18 protein-coding genes and 1 tRNA gene are annotated in these 17,159 nt (G+C 67.2%); 10 read left to right on the forward strand and 9 right to left on the reverse strand.

Translation table 11 applies throughout. The features are described from left to right. Window positions 1-28 precede the first annotated feature (28 nt). Together recO and LTA6_RS14800 are read left to right on the forward strand one after the other, a co-directional pair. Window positions 29-772, forward strand: coding sequence for a DNA repair protein RecO (gene recO / locus LTA6_RS14795; RefSeq protein ID WP_341978401.1), 744 nt, complete (start codon window positions 29-31; stop codon window positions 770-772). Beyond that, on the forward strand, window positions 769-1,569 hold the full coding sequence (locus LTA6_RS14800; RefSeq protein WP_341974505.1) for an isoprenyl transferase: 801 nt from the start codon (window positions 769-771) through the stop codon (window positions 1,567-1,569). Before recO ends, LTA6_RS14800 begins: the two co-directional genes overlap by 4 nt. Here LTA6_RS14800 and LTA6_RS14805 read toward each other — a convergent pair. Together LTA6_RS14805 and LTA6_RS14810 are read right to left on the reverse strand one after the other, a co-directional pair. Next, window positions 1,512-2,135: an AAA family ATPase gene (locus LTA6_RS14805; protein WP_341974506.1), complete on the reverse strand. Its 624-nt coding sequence runs from the start codon at window positions 2,133-2,135 to the stop codon at window positions 1,512-1,514. The genes LTA6_RS14800 and LTA6_RS14805 overlap by 58 nt on opposite strands. Further along, the gene (locus tag LTA6_RS14810; protein WP_341974507.1) at window positions 2,132-2,695 is read right to left on the reverse strand and encodes an AAA family ATPase; all 564 of its coding nucleotides are present in this window, start codon (window positions 2,693-2,695) and stop codon (window positions 2,132-2,134) included. Before LTA6_RS14810 ends, LTA6_RS14805 begins: the two co-directional genes overlap by 4 nt. 53 nt (window positions 2,696-2,748) lie before the next feature. On the opposite strand from LTA6_RS14810, the gene LTA6_RS14815 reads away from it, so the two are divergent. Further along, window positions 2,749-3,423, forward strand: coding sequence for a DsbA family oxidoreductase (locus tag LTA6_RS14815; RefSeq protein ID WP_341974508.1), 675 nt, complete (start codon window positions 2,749-2,751; stop codon window positions 3,421-3,423). Window positions 3,424-3,494: 71 nt separating this feature from the next. On the opposite strand, the gene LTA6_RS14820 is transcribed toward LTA6_RS14815, so the two are convergent. Together LTA6_RS14820 and LTA6_RS14825 are read right to left on the reverse strand one after the other, a co-directional pair. Then, window positions 3,495-4,718 (reverse strand): metallophosphoesterase family protein, encoded by a 1,224-nt coding sequence (locus LTA6_RS14820; RefSeq protein ID WP_341974509.1) that lies wholly within the window; start codon window positions 4,716-4,718, stop codon window positions 3,495-3,497. Between the two features lie 176 nt (window positions 4,719-4,894). Further along, the gene (locus LTA6_RS14825) at window positions 4,895-5,398 is read right to left on the reverse strand and encodes a glutathione peroxidase (RefSeq protein ID WP_341974510.1); all 504 of its coding nucleotides are present in this window, start codon (window positions 5,396-5,398) and stop codon (window positions 4,895-4,897) included. Window positions 5,399-5,458: 60 nt separating this feature from the next. On the opposite strand from LTA6_RS14825, the gene dusB reads away from it, so the two are divergent. The 6 genes from dusB to LTA6_RS14855 all read left to right on the forward strand — a co-directional run bounded on the left by dusB (window position 5,459) and on the right by LTA6_RS14855 (window position 11,516). Then, the gene (gene dusB, locus LTA6_RS14830; RefSeq protein WP_341974511.1) at window positions 5,459-6,613 is read left to right on the forward strand and encodes a tRNA dihydrouridine synthase DusB; all 1,155 of its coding nucleotides are present in this window, start codon (window positions 5,459-5,461) and stop codon (window positions 6,611-6,613) included. Then, window positions 6,603-7,976, forward strand: coding sequence for a deoxyguanosinetriphosphate triphosphohydrolase (locus tag LTA6_RS14835; protein ID WP_341974512.1), 1,374 nt, complete (start codon window positions 6,603-6,605; stop codon window positions 7,974-7,976). Before dusB ends, LTA6_RS14835 begins: the two co-directional genes overlap by 11 nt. After that, window positions 7,976-9,829, forward strand: coding sequence for a DNA primase (gene dnaG, locus LTA6_RS14840; protein ID WP_341974513.1), 1,854 nt, complete (start codon window positions 7,976-7,978; stop codon window positions 9,827-9,829). Before LTA6_RS14835 ends, dnaG begins: the two co-directional genes overlap by 1 nt. 36 nt (window positions 9,830-9,865) lie before the next feature. Continuing rightward, entirely contained in the window at window positions 9,866-10,639 is a 774-nt protein-coding gene (locus tag LTA6_RS14845; RefSeq protein WP_341974514.1) for an ATP-binding cassette domain-containing protein, read from the forward strand. A 97-nt stretch (window positions 10,640-10,736) separates the two neighbouring features. Then, window positions 10,737-10,812: transfer RNA gene (locus tag LTA6_RS14850), tRNA-Asn, on the forward strand. Window positions 10,813-10,955: 143 nt separating this feature from the next. After that, complete coding sequence (locus tag LTA6_RS14855) at window positions 10,956-11,516, forward strand: CDP-alcohol phosphatidyltransferase family protein (RefSeq protein ID WP_341974515.1); 561 nt, start codon at window positions 10,956-10,958, stop codon at window positions 11,514-11,516. Window positions 11,517-11,603: 87 nt separating this feature from the next. Here LTA6_RS14855 and LTA6_RS14860 read toward each other — a convergent pair whose 3' ends face one another. Both LTA6_RS14860 and def read right to left on the reverse strand, forming a co-directional pair. Continuing rightward, window positions 11,604-12,119, reverse strand: coding sequence for a hypothetical protein (locus LTA6_RS14860; protein ID WP_341974516.1), 516 nt, complete (start codon window positions 12,117-12,119; stop codon window positions 11,604-11,606). Between the two features lie 116 nt (window positions 12,120-12,235). After that, on the reverse strand, window positions 12,236-12,802 hold the full coding sequence (def, locus tag LTA6_RS14865) for a peptide deformylase (RefSeq protein ID WP_341974517.1): 567 nt from the start codon (window positions 12,800-12,802) through the stop codon (window positions 12,236-12,238). A gap of 40 nt (window positions 12,803-12,842) precedes the next feature. Here def and LTA6_RS14870 point away from each other — a divergent pair, with 40 nt between their 5' ends. Then, window positions 12,843-13,892, forward strand: a complete 1,050-nt coding sequence (locus tag LTA6_RS14870) for a DMT family transporter (protein ID WP_407359290.1) — start codon at window positions 12,843-12,845, stop codon at window positions 13,890-13,892. Here LTA6_RS14870 and pgl read toward each other — a convergent pair. Genes pgl through zwf form a run of 3 tightly spaced genes read right to left on the reverse strand, consistent with a single transcriptional unit; the run spans window position 13,886 to window position 17,153 of the window. Continuing rightward, window positions 13,886-14,665, reverse strand: coding sequence for a 6-phosphogluconolactonase (gene pgl, locus LTA6_RS14875; RefSeq protein ID WP_341974519.1), 780 nt, complete (start codon window positions 14,663-14,665; stop codon window positions 13,886-13,888). The genes LTA6_RS14870 and pgl overlap by 7 nt on opposite strands. A gap of 5 nt (window positions 14,666-14,670) precedes the next feature. Next, the gene (locus LTA6_RS14880) at window positions 14,671-15,606 is read right to left on the reverse strand and encodes a glucose-6-phosphate dehydrogenase assembly protein OpcA (RefSeq protein ID WP_341974520.1); all 936 of its coding nucleotides are present in this window, start codon (window positions 15,604-15,606) and stop codon (window positions 14,671-14,673) included. Next, window positions 15,603-17,153, reverse strand: coding sequence for a glucose-6-phosphate dehydrogenase (gene zwf / locus LTA6_RS14885; RefSeq protein ID WP_341974521.1), 1,551 nt, complete (start codon window positions 17,151-17,153; stop codon window positions 15,603-15,605). The genes LTA6_RS14880 and zwf overlap by 4 nt, the downstream gene beginning before the upstream one ends. Between the last annotated feature and the right edge of the window lie 6 nt (window positions 17,154-17,159).

Consider the following 17,159-nt stretch of genomic DNA (forward strand, 5'->3'; position numbering starts at 1 on the left):
ATTCTCCCGCACGGAGGATAATCGAATGGTGCCCACCTATCGAGACGAAGCGGTGATTCTGCGCACTCACAAGCTGGGTGAGGCCGATCGCATCGTCACCATGCTCTCGCGACGGCACGGCAAGGTCCGTGCGGTCGCCAAGGGCGTCCGGCGCACGTCGTCGAAGTTCGGCTCGCGCCTGGAGCCGTTCATGGTGGCCGATGTGCAGCTGTATCAGGGCCGTTCTCTCGACATCGTGCAGCAGGCGGAATCACTGGGGTCGTACGGCACCGAGATCGCCGCCCACTACGAGCGCTTCACGTCAGCCAGTGCGATGGTGGAGACCGCCGACCGTCTCAGCGACTCCGAGGCGACGCCGGATCAGTATCTGCTGCTCGTCGGCGGGCTGCGCGCATTGTCGCGTGGCGAGCATGCGCCCCGCAGCATCCTGGATTCCTACCTGCTGCGGGTGATGGCACTCTCCGGCTGGGCGCCTTCGCTCGAAGATTGCGCTCGATGCGCGGCGCGCGGTCCGCACACGACCTTCGTCGGCCAGCTCGGCGGGCTCGTCTGCGTGGACTGCGCCCCGGCGGGCAGCCCACGCATCGCCGAGGCGACTCTTTCGCTTCTGCGCTCGCTGATGGCGGGGGAGTGGGATGCGGTCGACGCGGCGTCGCCTGTCGCCACCGCCTCCGCATCCGGCCTGATCGCGGCCTACGCGCAGTGGCATCTCGAGCGCGGTATCCGCTCGCTCGCCCACATCTCCGTTCCGCCACGGGAAGGACCCCGGTGACCCCGAAGCCGTACACCCACAAGGACGCCGTGGCGTATCGCCCGCTGGACTGGACCGGCATCCAGCCCCCGGTCTTCCCGGCCGTTCCGGAACATGTCGCCATCGTCATGGATGGCAACGGCCGCTGGGCGAATCGGCGGGGCCTCAGCCGTGTCGAAGGTCACAAGGCCGGCGAGGAGGTGCTGCTCGACGTCGTCGCGGGCGCGATCCAGGCGGGCGTCAAGCATCTGTCGGTGTACGCCTTCTCGACCGAGAACTGGGCGCGCTCCCCTGAGGAGGTGCGCTTCCTGATGGGGTACAACCGCGACGTGCTGCACCGCCGCCGCGATCAGCTCAACGAGTGGGGGGTGCGCGTGCGCTGGGCCGGGCGCAAGCCTCGGCTCTGGGGCAGCGTCATCAAGGAACTGCAGTACGCAGAGCAGCTCACCCGTGGCAATGACGTCCTCACTCTGACCATGTGTGTGAATTACGGCGGCCGGGTCGAGCTCGTCGACGCGATGCGTGCGCTGGCATCCGAGGTCGCGGCGGGGCGGCTGAAGCCGAACGCGATCACCGAGAAGATGATCCGCCGGAACCTGTACGTGCCGGACATGCCGGACGTCGACCTGTTCCTGCGCAGCTCGGGGGAGCAGCGCACCTCGAACTTCCTGCTGTGGGAATCGGCATACGCCGAGATGGTGTTCCTCGACACCCTCTGGCCGGACTTCTCCCGCGAAGAGCTGTGGCGCGCGATCGGGATCTATCTCTCGCGCGACCGCCGCTTCGGGGGCGCGGTGGATGCTCCCGGCTCCGCCTGAACCCTCAACCACTTCTCGGTCTCGCGAGGGTGCGCCAGCCGCACGATCGTGAGGTGCGGGAACGTGTCGGCGATCGTCGGCATGCGCTCGGTCCAATGCCGGAGGGTCTTCGTCTGCCAGGCGAGGATGTTGTGATCAGGGTCTCTGGTCATGAGCAGCTTCCAGATCGGCTTCTCCACGTTGCCGTTGTACATCCGGGTGCGCAGGATGCTGCGACCGAGCGTGCGGCGTATCAGCCGAGAGCGCACGACCGGATACGGGTAGTCGAGCCAGATCACGAGTTGCGCGCGCGGGGTCATGATCTCGTCCGTGCCCTTGCTCGTGTACTGCCACTCGGTGATCCAGCGCTCGGTCGCCGCGAACGCACCGACGTCATCGAGGAAATCCGGTCGAGGTGTCCAATGCGGGCCGTGGAACAGCGCATCGATCTCGACGTGGCGGAGGCCCCAGGCCTTGCCTATCCGGGCAGCGAGAGTCGTCTTCCCTGAGCCGGTGACGCCGGCGATGAGCACGCGCTGCGGCCGAAACGGCAGAGGATCAGCGGCGAAGAGCATCCGGGAACTCATGATCGCGGAAGTCTCAGCCAGGCCTCGGTCTCGCGCGGGTGACGGAGGCGCACGATCGTGAGGTGCGGGAAGTCGGCCTGGATCGCAGGCATTCGCTGGGCCCACTTGTCGCGGGTGTTCCTCTGCCAGTCGAGGATGTTCTCTTCCCCGCGGACGGTCAGCGCCTGGAGGAGATTCGGTTCCCTGTTGCCGTTCCAGAGTCTCGTCCGGAACACCCGGCGCTTCAACGTCCTGCCGACGAGCCGCCGACGCACCAACGGGTACGGGTAGTCGAGCCACAGCACCAGCTGAGCGCGTGGCGCGAGGATCGCGTCCGTGCCCTTACTCGTGTACTGCCATTCGGTGACCCACCGTTCCTCAGCGGCGAAGGCGCGGACGTCATCGAGGAACTCCGGTCGGGGTGTCCAGTTCCGACCGTGGAAGAGGGCGTCGATCTCGACGTGTCGGAGCCCCCACGCCTCGTCGATGCGCGACGCAAGCGTCGTCTTCCCCGAGCCCGTGATGCCGGCGATCAGTACCCGCTCCGGCCGGAACGGCAGGGGATCATCGGCGGAGAGCATCCGAAAATCCTATCGGCGGAATAGCCCAAAGGTGCATGCGGTTGGATGAAGACGTGACTGAACCCATCTCCATCGACATCTGGTCCGACATCGCCTGCCCGTGGTGCTACATCGGCAAGCGCAACCTCGAGACCGGTCTCGCCGCGGTCGCCGCCGACGAGGATGCCCCTGAGGTGAAGGTGACCTTCCACTCCTTCGAACTTTCCCCGGACACTCCGGTCGACTTCGACGGCGACGAGGTCGACTTCCTTGCCGGCCACAAGGGCATGCCCAGGGACCAGGTCGAGCAGATGCTCGCCCATGTCACGGGTGTCGCCGAGGCTGCAGGTCTGGGGTACCGCTTCGATCTCCTCCAGCACACGAACACCGTGAAAGCGCACGAGCTGCTCCACTTCGCGAAGGCGCAGGGGCTCCAGCACGAGATGGAGGAGCGGCTCATGTCCGCCTACTTCACCGAGGGCAAGCACGTCGGGCGCATCGATGATCTCGTGGAACTCGCCGCTGAGGTCGGCCTCGATGCCGACGACGCGCGTGAAGCGCTCCAGACCGCCCGGTACCTGCCGGCCGTGCGTCAGGACCAGGAGCAGGCCCGTGCCTACGGCATCCAGGGCGTGCCGTTCTTCGTGATCGACGGTCAGTACGGCATCAGCGGGGCACAGCCCCCTGCTGCGTTCGAGAATGTGCTGCGCGACCTCTGGGCGAAGCGGGGAGCGCCCGTCGAGGCCTGAGTCGTCGCTACGACGAGACACGGCGGGGCCCCGATGCCGGGACCCCGCCGTTCCGTTTCGACCGGTGCCGGTCAGATCTGCTCCTGTCTGGGGGCGAGCGGCAGCGGCTCCATCGGCTGGTCGTTCGCGGTCAGATCGATGCCGAGATCGCGCGCGTAGACGACGCGGGTTGCGATCGATACCTCGTCGCCCACCTCGGTGAGCTCGAAGACGCGGCCCCCACGCATGCGGTTGCGCTCGTCTCCGGACAGGCCGTACGCGCCGAAGCCGGTTCCGGGCGCATAGCCGAGCTTGATGCCGTAATAGTCGCCCACGTAGTCGTTGACGTGATCATGGCCCACGAACACGCCCTTCACATCGCCACGCTCGAGGATCGCGTTGAAGAGCCCCGAGTTGAACGGACCGGGGCACTCGTCCTCGTTCCGCTCACCGACGATGCCGTGACGGTCCCTGCCGCGCGCGGCGTCGGCTTCCGTCCGGGTGTCGACGCCGCCCCACCACATGAAGCGGTGCTCCCACAGCGCGATGTGGATGAACATGAGGCCGGGCACCTTCTGGCCGCGGCGCTGCTCGAGCCGCTGCGACTGCTCGCGATACCAGGCGACCTGATCCATGCGCAGCCAGTCCCAGGTGGGATAACCGGTGAAGTCCTGTCCGTTGATCGCATCCGGCGCATAGCGACCCGAGTCCAGCAACCACAGCGAGAACGCCTCGCGATTCTTCTTCCGCGACGACGAGATCGGCACGATCGTGTTACTGGTGCCCGTCAGCCCTCGGGCATTGTCGGCGTTCATGTTGAACTCGTACGAGCGGTAGATCTGGAGCATCCCCGCCTCGTCGACGCCCGACTCCGGCAGCGAGTCCTCGTCGTGGTTGCCGTACGTGACCGCCCACGGGATCCGCCGGGACTCCATCGGCCACACGACGTTGTTGATCGCCTGCTTGACAGCGAGTCGTGTCTCGCAGCCGCTCGAGATCACATCTCCGTTGATGACCACGAAGTCCGGCTTCTCCTGGTCGAGCACCTTCTCGATGAGTTCGACCGTACGGCGGTCGGTCTGCTCGTCGTCCTGCGTGTCGTTGAACTGCACCACCTTGAATGTTCCACCGGCGCGGAAGCGCAGCCGCGGGCCGTTCGCACGTGGACTTCCCGAGGCGGAACTCGTGGCGGTCGCGGGATCGGACGGCGGCGCGGACTCCGCGTGCGCAGCGCCGATCGGCAGCGCGGCGCCCAGAGCGCCGAGCGCTCCCGCGGTGATCACTGTGCGTCGGCTCATCGGCATTCGGTCGGGCATTGCTGGGCTCCTTCGTCTACGGCGGGTTTCGCCGCGGTGAGACTAAGGAGGGCAGATGGCGTGAGGCTGACGCGCAGATGAACGGGGCAGCGGAATCACCTGTGGATGAGCGGGGTGCGCAAATGACGCGCAGGTGAACGAAGTACCTGCACGATGCCGCGACCCCGCAGCGAACGTCAGCGGCGAGCGGTGACCAGGGCGCTCTCGATCGCGGAGACGATCTCGGGTGCGTCCGGCTTCTGCTTCGGCCGGAAACGCTGCACCTCGCCGTCAGGCAGCACGAGGAACTTCTCGAAGTTCCACTCCACGCGGCCGGCCTTGCCGCCGGCATCCGGTGTCTGCTTCAGCGCCTTGTAGAGCTCGGTGGCGTTCTTTCCGTTGACCTTGACCTTGTCTGCCAGCGGGAAAGTGACGCCATAGGTCGTCGAGCAGAACTCGAGGATCTCCTCGACCGATCCTGGTTCCTGGCCGAAGAACTGGTTGCTGGGGAAGCCGAGCACCGTGAAGCCGCGGTCGCCGTAGAGGCGCTGCAGTTCCTCGAGCTGCTCGTACTGCGGGGTGAGGCCGCACTTCGAGGCGACATTCACGACCAGCACCACGTCTGCACCCAGATCATCGAGCGTTTTCTCGGCTCCCTGGGCGTCGGTGAACGGGATGGAACGGAGGGCGGAATCGGTCATATCCCCAGCCTAAACGCGACTGCCCGCCGGGGGCTCCGGGTCTGGGAGAATGGAGAGGTCATGACTCTTGCTCCAGCTACCGTGCGCCCGCTCCGAATCGGGCCGATCGCCCTCGACGTGCCCGTCGTCCTCGCACCCATGGCGGGGATCACCAACACCGCCTTCCGGCGTCTCTGCCGTGAGTACGGCGCCGGCCTCTACGTCAGCGAGATGATCACCTCCCGCGCGCTCGTGGAGCGCAACGAGACGACGATGCGCCTCATCCGGCACCACGAGTCCGAGACGCCCCGCTCGATCCAGCTGTACGGCGTCGACCCGAAGACGATCGCCGAGGCGGTCCGCATCATCGTCGCCGAAGACCACGCCGACCACATCGATCTGAATTTCGGATGCCCGGTGCCCAAGGTCACCCGCAAGGGCGGCGGAGCGGCGCTCCCGTGGAAGAGCCGGTTGTTCGCAGACATCGTCGACCAGGCGGTCAAGGCGGCCGGGCCGGTGCCGTTGACGGTCAAGATGCGCAAGGGCATCGACAAGGATCACCTCACCTTCCTCGAAGCAGGACGAGCTGCGGAGGATGCCGGCGCGGCCGCGGTCGCGCTGCACGCGCGGACCGCGGGGGAGTATTACTCCGGGCACGCGGATTGGAACGCGATCGGCGAGCTGAAACAGGCCGTCACCAGCATCCCGGTCCTCGGCAACGGCGACATCTGGTCGGCGGACGACGCGGTGCGGATGATGGCCGAAACCGATTGCGACGGCGTCGTGGTCGGTCGCGGATGCCTCGGCCGACCCTGGCTGTTCGGTGAGCTCGCCGCCGCCTTCGGAGCGCCGTCGCGTCCGGTCGATGCCACGTTGGGCTTCGTCGCGAACGCATTCCGCCGTCATGCCGAACTGATCGTCGAGTTCTATGAGGACGAGAGCCACGGATGCCGTGACATCCGCAAGCACGTCTCCTGGTACTTCAAGGGCTATCCGGTCGGCGGCGACATCCGCACCGGACTCGCGACCGCGTCGAGCCTCGCCGAGATCGATGACCTGCTCGGCCAGCTCGACCACACGGCGCCGTATCCGGGTGCGGATGCGGAGGGCCAGCGTGGACGCGCAGGTCACGCCAAGCGCACGGCGCTGCCGGATAAATGGTTGGAGTCGCGAGAGATCGAGGCTTCGGCGTCGGAGATGATGCGAGGAGCGGAGATCGAGAACAGTGGTGGCTGATCTGCGTACGGACGGCTACGACCCGCGCGATGCCGAGCGCTTCTTTGCCGAGACCCACCGTTCCGAGCGCAACGACTTCGCCAGAGATCGGGCGCGCGTGGTGCACTCGGCGGCACTGCGTCGTCTGGCGGCGAAGACGCAGGTGCTGAGCCCCGCGAGCACCGCCGACTTCGCACGCAACAGACTGACGCACTCGCTCGAGGTGGCGCAGGTCGGCCGCGAACTCGCGACCGCGCTCGGCGTCTCCGAAGACGTCGTCGACACGGCGTGCCTGAGCCACGACCTCGGGCATCCGCCATTCGGTCATAACGGCGAGCGTGCACTGAACGAATGGGCAGAGCACATCGGCGGCTTCGAGGGCAATGCGCAGTCGCTGCGCATCCTGACCCGGCTCGAGGCCAAGGTCCTCGATGACGATGATCACTCGGTCGGGCTCAACCTCACCAGAGCGACGCTCGATGCCACGTGCAAGTATCCGTGGACGGTCGACAGCCCGGTGCCGGATCCCGGTGGTCGGCTGAAGTTCGGGGTGTACCCCGAAGACGAGGCCGTGTTCCGCTGGATGCGTGAAGGGGCCCCGCGGCGGCTGCGCTGCATCGAGGCGGAGATCATGGATCTCTCCGACGACATCGCCTATTCCGTGCACGACTTCGAGGACGCCATCGTGAACGGCTACCTCGACGTCGCGCAGCTGGCGGACCCGCTGGAGCATGACGCCCTGGTCGGACGGATCCAGCAGTGGGTGGGGTATGACTTCACACGGGATGAGCTGGCCGACGCGCTGTACCGGCTGGCCACCCAGTCGATGTGGCTGTCGTCGTTCGACCGCTCCCGTCGCGACCTCGCTCGTCTGAAGAACCTGACCAGCGACCTCATCGGGCGCTTCGCCCGTGCCGCCGTCTCGGCGACGCGCGAAGCGTACCCGGGGACCGCACTGGTCCGGTACAACGCGCATGTCGTCGTGCCCAGGGTCGTCGAAGCCGAGATCGCAGTCCTCAAGGGCATCATGGGGCAGGCGATCGTGACGATCGAGGCGCGCAAGGGCGTCTACAAGGAGCAGCGGCGCGTGCTGCGGCGTCTCGCCGACTCGCTCTGGTCGACGGACGCGCTGTGGTCGGCGGGAGCCGACGTGCTCGAACCCGCCTTCACGGCGGACTTCGTCGCCGCGACCACCGACGCCGAGCGTGCCAGGGTCGTCGTCGACCAGGTCGCGAGTCTCACCGACCAGAGCGCCATCGACTGGCACAACCGCCTGGTCGGAGAGATCGATCCTGCCGAGGTGGGGATCTGGACTCCGCGCCATGCGCGTCCGGGTTCGCGCGCGCATGTCGGCAGGCAGACGGTCGCCGAAGGAGCGGTCTGATGCCGCGGATCCGGCAGGCGGACGTCGATGAGGTCAAAGCGCGGACGAACATCGCGGACATCGTGGGGGAGCGCGTCGCGCTGAAATCGGCGGGCGTCGGGTCCCTCAAGGGACTGTGCCCTTTTCACGACGAGAAGAGCCCCAGCTTCCACGTACGGCCGCAGGTCGGCTATTACCACTGCTTCGGCTGCGGTGAGTCGGGCGACGTGTACTCGTTCCTGCGCGAGATGGATCACGTCAGCTTCACCGAGGCGGTGGAGCGGCTCGCCGGTCGCATCGGCTACGCGCTGCACTACGAAGACGGCGGTTCGGCACCGGAGACGAGCGGTCGCAGCAGGCTCTATGCCGCGAACACCGCGGCCGCGGAGTTCTTCCGCGCTCAGCTGCTCTCACCCGAGGCGGAGATCGGCCGACGGTTCCTCGGCGAGCGGGGCTTCGACGCGGGGGCGGCAGCCCACTTCGGGGTCGGCTTCGCGCCGAAGGGCTGGGACGCGATGCTCAAGGCGCTCACCGCGCAGGGCTTCACGCGAGACGAGCTGAGCGCCGCGGGTCTCGTCTCCACGGGCCAGCGGGGCGTATACGACCGTTTCCGTGGGCGCCTGGTCTGGCCGATCCGCGACGTCTCCGGTCAGACGATCGGCTTCGGCGCGAGGAAGCTCTTCGACGACGACCAGGGACCCAAGTACCTGAACACCCCCGAGACACCCATCTACAAGAAGGCCCAGGTGCTCTACGGGCTGGACCTCGCCAAGCGGGACATCGCTCGCGGCGACCCGCGGCGCGTTGTGGTCGTCGAGGGCTACACCGATGTGATGGCCTGCCATCTGGCCGGGCTCACGACGGCGATCGCCACCTGCGGCACGGCGTTCGGCACCGACCACATCAAGGTGCTGCGACGCGTGATGGGCGATGACAACGCATCCGGTGAGGTGGTGTTCACCTTCGATGGCGACGAGGCTGGTCAGAAGGCGGCGCTGCGCGCGTTCACCGAGGACGACCGTTTCAACGCGCAGACCTTCGTCGCGGTGGCACCGGATGGCTTGGATCCGTGTGATCTGCGCCTGCAGCGCGGCGATGCCGCCGTGCGGGGACTGATGGATGCCAAGGTGCCGATGTTCGAGTTCGCGATCGACCGCAAGCTCGGCGGCTTCGATCTGGCCACTGTGGAGGGCCGCGTGGGGGCATTGCGAGCCGCGTCTCCGATCGTCGCCGAGATCCGGGACCGGCTCCTGCGCCCCGGGTACGAGCGTGTGCTGGCGCGTCGCCTCGGCATGGATCCCACCGAGGTGCATTCCGAGGTGGAGCGGGCCGCACGCGGAGGCGCGCAGACGAACCGACGGGAATCGGCTCCGGCCGAGTCCTCCGCGGGTCTCACCGGCATCGCACCGGTGACGCTCGGCAGCCTGCCGCGGACGGCGGACGTCGCCTTGGAGCGCGATGCGCTCATGGGGGCGCTCCAGTACGGCCATCAGGTCGATCACGAGCTGCTGACCCGTGCGCTGGCCGACGATTTCCGGACGCCGGGTCTGGACGCGGTGCGCGAGGCCGTGGCATCCGCCGCGAACCGCGCCAGGGCTGGGTGGGCGACCGACGCGGTGAACGCGGTGCGCGAGCCGTACCGATCGCTTGCCGGTGAGCTGCTGATGACGCCGTTCCCGGCGCGGAACGAGGAAAGCGCGGTCGCGTCGACCACCGATCTCGCCCGACGCCTGATCCTGCGGCGCCTCCAGCAGGACAAGTTCGAGCTGAATTCCGCCCTGCAGCGGGTGCCGGCGGACTCCGATGGCGGTCGTGCCCTGCGGATGCGCCTGCGGGATCTCGATGCGGAGCGTCAGCGCTTCACCGAGTCGTAACGACCGCGCCCGATCAATACAGGGCAGGATGGAGACATGTCGCGTCGGCCCGAATCCTCGAATGTGATCGACTGCGCCGACCTGGTGATCGATCGCATCGGGCACGGAGCACCGACTCGTGCGGTCGACGGCGTGACCTTCAGCCTGGCGCCCGGTGAACTGATCTGCGTGGCTGGTCCCACCGGATCCGGGAAGTCGACTCTGGTGGCAGCTCTCGCCGGTTCCACTGATCCCTCCGTGCGTATCGTCGGCGGAACCGCCCAGGTGTGCGGTGTCGACGTGCGCAGACCAGGGCGCCGCCATCGACTGCTCACGTACCACACCGGCTTCGTGCCCCAGGGCGCCGGCGCGAATCTGCCGCCGCGTCTGACCGTGCACGAGGTGATCGCCGAGCCGATCCTCCTCCGGGAGAAGCGGGTGAACACGAAAGCGCTCTCGATCCGGGTCGCCACGCTCCTCGACGAGCTTCACCTCCCGCTCGGCACCGCAGACAAGTTCCCGTACGAGCTGAGCGCCGGCATGCGCCAGCGCGTCGCCGTCGCCCGCTCCTTCGTCCTGGAACCCAAGGTGCTCATCGCCGATGAGCCGCTCGCCAACCTCGACCTCGAAGTGCGTCCTGTCGTGTTCGGTGCGATCACGCGGCGCCGTAAGGAGCAGGGGATGGGCGCGCTGCTCGTCACGAACGATGCGGCCTTCATTCGCGAGTTGAACGCCGAGACTCTGATGCTTCGAGGCGGGCACGTCGTCGCGAGAGGCGTCGGCAAGGACCTGCTCTGGGTGCCGAACGCCGAGGCGGATTCCCGACACTGATCCTCTCGCGACACGCCTCCCGAAAAGCCCGCCGTGTGTCACGAGCATGGTTCGGAGTTTGCTAAGCTTGTCGAGTTGCCCGCGCAGCGGAGCACATTCCTCGGTAGCTCAATTGGCAGAGCAGCCGGCTGTTAACCGGCAGGTTCTTGGTTCGAGTCCAAGCCGGGGAGCCAATAGAAGGCGCCCCTCCCGCGAGTTCGGGAGGGGCGCCTTCTCCCATGTGAGGGATAGACGGCCACGTCGGCCGCGGCCGCGGCATCGCGGCGATAGCCTGGGCCATCATGCGGTGCGTGATGTGGAGAGCGAGGATCGCCTTATGAACGCCGTCCCGGCTGAGCCGGAGCGCGCCCGCGACTGGGCGACGCTCCCGAACGCGATCACCGTTCTGCGTCTGCTTCTCGTCGTTCCCATCACTGTGCTGCTGGTGCAGGATGCTGCTCCCGTGCTGACCCTCGTCCTGCTGGTGCTGTTCGGCGTGAGCGATTGGGTGGACGGCTATCTGGCGCGGCGCCTCGGGCAGACGAGTCGGACGGGAGCGCTCCTGGACCCCTTCGCCGACCGCGTGGGCGTTGCCATCATCGCGTGCGGTTTCGTGGTCGCCGGCCACCTGCCGCTGTGGATCGCAGTCGTCGTCGTCGGCGTCGATCTCACACTCGGCGTGATCTGGGCGATCACCCGGCCGGAGCAGATGCCCCCGGCCACTCGACTGGGGAAGGCGCGCACGGCGATCTTCATGACGGGACTCGCCCTGATCGGATTGGGAATCCTGCCCGACCTCGGCATCATCGGTGTGATCGGCCAGGTCATCTGCGCCGTCGGCGCCGTGCTTCATCTGGTCGTCGGATTCGGATACCTTCGGACACTGCTTCGGCGTTGAAGGTCTTGGTGAGGTTGCCTTGACCACGTGGACGCAGAAGAGGCCCCGCCATCCGGCGGAGCCTCTTCAGGTGAGATACGAAACGCGTCAGCGTGCTGCGCCGGCGAGCGTTCCGGTCGTCTGGACGCCCTCTTCGAGGACGACGCACTGGATGATGCGGTCGTTCATCTGCTCCCAGGTCTCCTTCGTCGGAGTGATCGGGTAGACCGTGAGCACCGAAGCGTCGTACGCGACGCCGACGAACGTGGTGAACGGTTCGCCGATGCACTCCTGCGACGCGGCGTCGACATCGGCATCCGAGAACTCGCCGTCCGGCATCGGGAACTCCCAGAAGACTTCCTCGTCGTGCGGCTGGTCGCACGGGGTGACGTCAGCGCTCTCGATGAGGCCGGTTGCGCTGGACATCTTGCAGTCGCCGACCTTCAACGCGAAGATGTCGATGTTCGCGTCTTCCTTGACCTCGCCGGTCTCCTCGTCACGGTCTGCATCCTGAGGAGCACCCCCGAGGATGTTGTTGATCGCGCTACAGCCGCTGAGGGCGATCGTGAGCGCCACGGCTGTTCCAGCCAGTGCCAGGGCGCGTCGCGTGCGCAGTTTCATCATGGTCTGATTCCCCTCGAATGTCTTGGTGAGGGGGCGCGAAAACACCCCCTTGGGCACGTTATCCGTCTGGGAGTCTGTGACGCAACTCCAAGGATGCTGTGAGCTGACTGAGCGCGTCAACCTTCGAGGTCGTCGATCCCCGGAGTCCAACTCGAACCGGCACGGCCCCAGCCGCGTTTGCGGGCGATCTTCTGCACCGTCTTCCAGTCGCCGTCGGAGAGACGGTCGACGTACAGGATGCCGTCGAGGTGGTCGAACTCGTGCTGCATGATGCGGGCACGCCACCCATCGACTTCGATGCGAACGTCTGCGCCATCCAGGTCCGTGCCGGTGACGAGCACCCGATCGGAACGCCGCAGCGGGAATCGCTCTCCAGGGAACGAGAGGCACCCCTCGGATTCCAGGTCAGGGTCGGGATCGCCGGGTTCGAGCGGTGCCATCCACAGGACCGGGTTGATCAGAACGCCGCGCCAGGGCTCGTCGTCGTCGTCGACGTAGGAGTAGGTGTAGAGCCGCAGTGGCACGCCGACCTGGGGAGCGGCGAGACCCACACCCGGTGCCGTATCCATGGTTTCGTACATGTCGGCGACGAGTGCGCGGATGTCGTCTGTGATCTCTTCGACGACGGATGCGGGGGAGTGCAGAACGGGGTCGCCCATGATGCGAATCGGAAGTACAGCCACGCCATAACCCTACTGGGCGGGAACTGCCAGGTAGGGTCGTATTGTGAGCGCAGGCGTATGGACAAATGGGGCGGATGTCGTCGGTGACCACCTTGTCGGCGCATTCCAGAACCCGGGGCTGCTGCTGGGAATCCCGCTCGCTCTCGCCGGGGCCGTCTTCATGTCGCTCGGTGCGCAGTACCAGCACCGCGGGGTCGAGAAGGTAGAACTTCTCAGCGGCGCGGACGGCGCCAGCGGCCTCAACATGAACCAGATCAAGCGGTTGATGACCCGGCCCTCCTGGCTTCTGGGCACGTTGATGCTCGCCCTCGCCGTGATCTGCCAGCTGGCCGCGCTCGTGCAGGCGCCGCTGATCGTCGTTCAGCCGCTCGGCGCGATCGCATTGGTGATGACGACGCTGCTCAACGCGCGGATCTCGGGGCACTCGCCGACCAAGCAATCGATCACCGCGATCACCTGCTGCGTCGGTGGCATCTTCCTGTTCGTGTTCTTCGCGGCGATCTTCGCCACGGAGCAGGAGATCGACGAACGTCAACTGTTCGTGATCCTGGCCGTGCTGCTCGTCGTGATCATCATCCTGGGCGCCTTCTGGCTCATCCTCAGGCACCGTATGCGTGCCCTCTTCTACGTGATCGGCGCCGGCATCCTCTACGGCTTCGTCGCGACCCTCGCGAAGGTCGTCATCAAGCGCGTCCAGGCCGGGGACTTCGAGTGGGTCACGGTCGTGTGCGTGATCGCGCTCCTTGCTGCTGCCGCCGTCGGTGCCTACTTCGTGCAGACCGCGTACAGCTCGGGCCCGCCCGACCTGGTGATCGCCGGGCTCACTGTCGTCGATCCGCTCATCGCCGTGCTCATCGGCATGGTCGTGCTCGGCGAAGCGGCAGCCGCGCCGTGGTGGGTCCTCATCATCTTCGCGGTCGCCGGAGCGATCGCGGTGTGGGGTGTCGTGGGGCTCGCCCGATTCCATCCCCAGGTGCTCAGCGAGAGCCAGGAGCTGGGCATCCCGCGCGGCAGTGACGATTCAGCGGCCGGCGCGCCTTCGACGAGTGCGGATCCGCGCCGTTCGACGGGGCCGGAGAGCCCTCAGTAGGATCGATCGATCAGGTCGGGGGAGACCTCGGACGCGGCCGCCTCATCCACGAAGAAGATCGTCCGCTTGCGCCCCTTCGCGCCAGCAGCCGGCACGCTGGAGTAACTGGCGCCGGCCAGAGCAAGCCCGAGCGCCGACGCCTTGTCCGCGCCCGTGAGAACCAGCCATACGCGCTTGGACGAGTTCAGTACGGGCCGGGTGAGTGTGACCCGCTCCGGCGGCGGCTTGGGGGAGTCGCGCACGGGAAGAACAGCGGCATCCGTCACGCCCACCTCCGGGCGGTCGGGGAAGAGCGAGGCGATGTGGCCATCAGGACCGACACCGAGGAAACACACCGCGAACGAGGGCCAGGGCTGCTCATCGGTTCCGAAACGTGCGAGCTCCGCAGCATACGCCGCCGCCGCTTCGTCGAGGGTGACGCCGGAGTCGGACCCAGCCACCTCGTGCACGTTCTCGGCAGGGACCGGGATGTGATCGAGAAGAGCCTGCCGGGACTGAACGGAGTTGCGGTCGGCGTGGTCCCGGGCGACGAAACGCTCGTCGCCCCACCAGAAGTGCACGAGCGACCAGTCGATCTGAGCCGAGCGAGGGTCTTCTGCGGCCGCACGGAGCACGGCACCGCCCATCGACCCGCCGGTCAGCGCGATATGCGCGATCCGTCCGTTCCGCGTCCGCGCACCGAGGCGCGTCAGGAAACGGTCGGCAACGCGTGCGGCCAGGGCCGCAGGGGTTGATTCGACAACGACCCGCTTCTCTGCGGATGCTGCTTCCATCGAGGTCACTCTCCCGTCTCGGGCGGGCCCAGTTTCTCCCAGCCTTCGGTTATCACTCGACCGTACAGGACATCCGGGTCCAGGCGACGAAGCTCCTCAGCGAGGCACTCGCGGAGCGTGCGGCGCGGCAGGTGCAGGTCATGATTCGGCTGCTCCGGCTGCGTGAGTACGGCGACACCGGGTGTCGGGCGCTCCAGCAGGATGTCTCCGGCAGCACGCGTCAGACGCACGGATTTGATGCCCTCCTGCCAGTGCTCCGGGTCCTCGTACGACCACCGCACCGGGACGTCGAGCGCCATCTGCAGCCACGCGGCGAGCAGGGCGGTCGAAGGCGAAGCGGAGGCTCCGCGCACCTCGACCGCGGTGACGGCGTCGTACGGCGGTTGGTCGAGTACGGCGGCGAGCTGCTCGCGCCAGTGGGTGAGACGCGTCCACGCGAGGTCGGTGTCGCCCGGCGCGTGGGTCTCGCCGAGTCGGGCGAGACGATCGCGCACGTCGGATGCCGTGGCGGCATCCGTGATCCGACGCTGGGCGATCTTGCCGAGCGGGGATTGCGCTGGTGCCAGCGGTGCTTCCTCCGGCCACCAGGCGACGACCGGCGCATCGGGAAGAAGCAGTCCGGTGATGAGGCTCTCTTCGTTGCTGGCGGCGTCGCCGAATGCGCGGAGCACCACGACCTCACTGGCTCCGGCGTCGCCGCCGACGCGGATCTGCGCGTCCAGACGGGACTCTCCCGAACCGGTGGTGAGGACGATGACGCGCATCGGGTGCTCGCGAGAAGCGTCGTTGGCAGCGTCGATCGCGGCCTCGGCTACGCCGTTGCGTGCCGCGATGACGAGGGTGAGCACGCGACCGAGGGCGACTGCGCCGCCCTCTTCGCGCGTCTTGACGAGCTGCTTCGCGACCTGGCTGACGGTCGTATCGGGAAGGTCGATGATCACGGGCGTCTCCAGACTCGTCCGTCGCGGGCCAGCAGGGCATCGGCGGATGCCGGACCCCACGAACCGGGCGCGTACTGCTCCACCGGACCGCCTTCGGCGGCCCAGAACTTCTCCACCGGGTCGAGGATCTTCCAGGAGAGCTCGACCTCTTCGTGCCGGGGGAACAGCGGCGGGTCGCCCAGCAGGACGTCGAGGATCAGACGCTCGTACGCCTCCGGGCTCGCCTCGGTGAAGGCGTGGCCGTATCCGAAGTCCATCGTCACGTCGCGCACGTTGGTGCCGTTGCCCGGCACCTTGGATCCGAAGCGGATCGTGACGCCCTCGTCGGGCTGCACCCGGATCACGAGCGCGTTCTGCCCGAGCTCGGAGGCGTTGCTGCGACCGAAAAGGTGTTCGGGCGCCCGCTTGAAGACGACGGCGACCTCGGTCACGCGTCGGCCGAGACGCTTGCCGGTGCGCAGGTAGAACGGCACGCCGGCCCAGCGGCGCGTGTCGATCTCCAGCTTGATCGCGGCGTACGTCTCGGTGGCCGACTCGGGGTTCATGCCGTCCTCGTCGAGGAAGCCGGTGACCTGCTCGCCACCCTGCCAGCCGCCGGCGTACTGGCCGCGGGCTGTCGCGAGCGACAGATCCTCCGGCACGTGGACGGCCGCGAGGACCTTCTCCTTCTCCGCCCGCAGGTGCTCGGCGGACAGGCTGATCGGCTCTTCCATCGCGGTGAGCGCGAGCAGCTGCAGGAGGTGGTTCTGGATGACGTCGCGCGCGGCGCCCACGCCGTCGTAGTAGCCGGCACGACCACCCACGCCGATGTCCTCGGCCATGGTGATCTGCACGTGGTCGACGTAGTTGCGATTCCAGATCGGTTCGTACAGCTCGTTCGCGAAGCGCAGCGCCAGGATGTTCTGCACCGTCTCCTTGCCGAGGTAGTGGTCGATGCGGAAGATCGAGTCCGCCGAGAACGCGACCTCGAGTGCGTCGTTCAACTCTCGTGCCGACTCGAGGTCGTGCCCGAACGGCTTCTCGATGACGACGCGTCGCCAGCACTGGTCGTCGTCATCCTCGTCGCCGACGAGCCCGGAGTCCTTGAGCTGCTTGGCGACGACGGGGAACGCCTTCGGCGGGATGGACAGGTAGAACGCGTGGTTGCCCATCGTGCCGCGTTCGACATCGAGGTGGTCCACGGTCTCGCGGAGCTTGCGGAACGACTCCGGGTTGTCGAACTCCCCGGAGACGAACCGGATGCCCTGAAGCAGCTGCGTCCACGTTTCTTCGCGGAACGGCGTGCGCGCATACTGCTTGACCGCGTCGTACACGACCTGCGCGAAGTCCTGGTCCTCCCAGTCGCGGCGGGCGAAGCCGACCAGCGCGAATCCCGGCGGGAGCAGGCCGCGATTGGCGAGGTCGTAGACCGCGGGCATGAGCTTCTTGCGCGACAGGTCGCCGGTCACGCCGAAGATCACGAGGGCGCTGGGCCCGGCAATCCGGTTGAGTCGACGATCATCGGGGTCGCGCAGCGGATTGTGCCCGCGCGAGATGGGAACAGTCATGAGTGG

Origin of the sequence: Microbacterium sp. LTA6 (assembly GCF_045690355.1) — a bacterium.
In the GTDB taxonomy this organism is placed as follows: domain Bacteria; phylum Actinomycetota; class Actinomycetes; order Actinomycetales; family Microbacteriaceae; genus Microbacterium.

Bases quoted from the DNA above. Each gene is read 5' to 3' on its own strand.
- LTA6_RS14845 (WP_341974514.1), top strand. From the start codon at position 9,866: ATGTCGCGTCGGCCCGAATCCTCGAATGTGATCGACTGCGCCGACCTG.
- LTA6_RS14810 (WP_341974507.1), bottom strand. From the start codon at position 2,695: ATGCTCTCCGCCGATGATCCCCTGCCGTTCCGGCCGGAGCGGGTACTG.
- LTA6_RS14820 (WP_341974509.1), bottom strand. From the start codon at position 4,718: ATGCCCGACCGAATGCCGATGAGCCGACGCACAGTGATCACCGCGGGA.
- pgl (WP_341974519.1), bottom strand. From the start codon at position 14,665: ATGGAAGCAGCATCCGCAGAGAAGCGGGTCGTTGTCGAATCAACCCCT.
- LTA6_RS14825 (WP_341974510.1), bottom strand. From the start codon at position 5,398: ATGACCGATTCCGCCCTCCGTTCCATCCCGTTCACCGACGCCCAGGGA.
- LTA6_RS14860 (WP_341974516.1), bottom strand. From the start codon at position 12,119: ATGATGAAACTGCGCACGCGACGCGCCCTGGCACTGGCTGGAACAGCC.
- dusB (WP_341974511.1), top strand. From the start codon at position 5,459: ATGACTCTTGCTCCAGCTACCGTGCGCCCGCTCCGAATCGGGCCGATC.
- LTA6_RS14855 (WP_341974515.1), top strand. From the start codon at position 10,956: ATGAACGCCGTCCCGGCTGAGCCGGAGCGCGCCCGCGACTGGGCGACG.
- dnaG (WP_341974513.1), top strand. From the start codon at position 7,976: ATGCCGCGGATCCGGCAGGCGGACGTCGATGAGGTCAAAGCGCGGACG.
- zwf (WP_341974521.1), bottom strand. From the start codon at position 17,153: ATGACTGTTCCCATCTCGCGCGGGCACAATCCGCTGCGCGACCCCGAT.
- LTA6_RS14805 (WP_341974506.1), bottom strand. From the start codon at position 2,135: ATGAGTTCCCGGATGCTCTTCGCCGCTGATCCTCTGCCGTTTCGGCCG.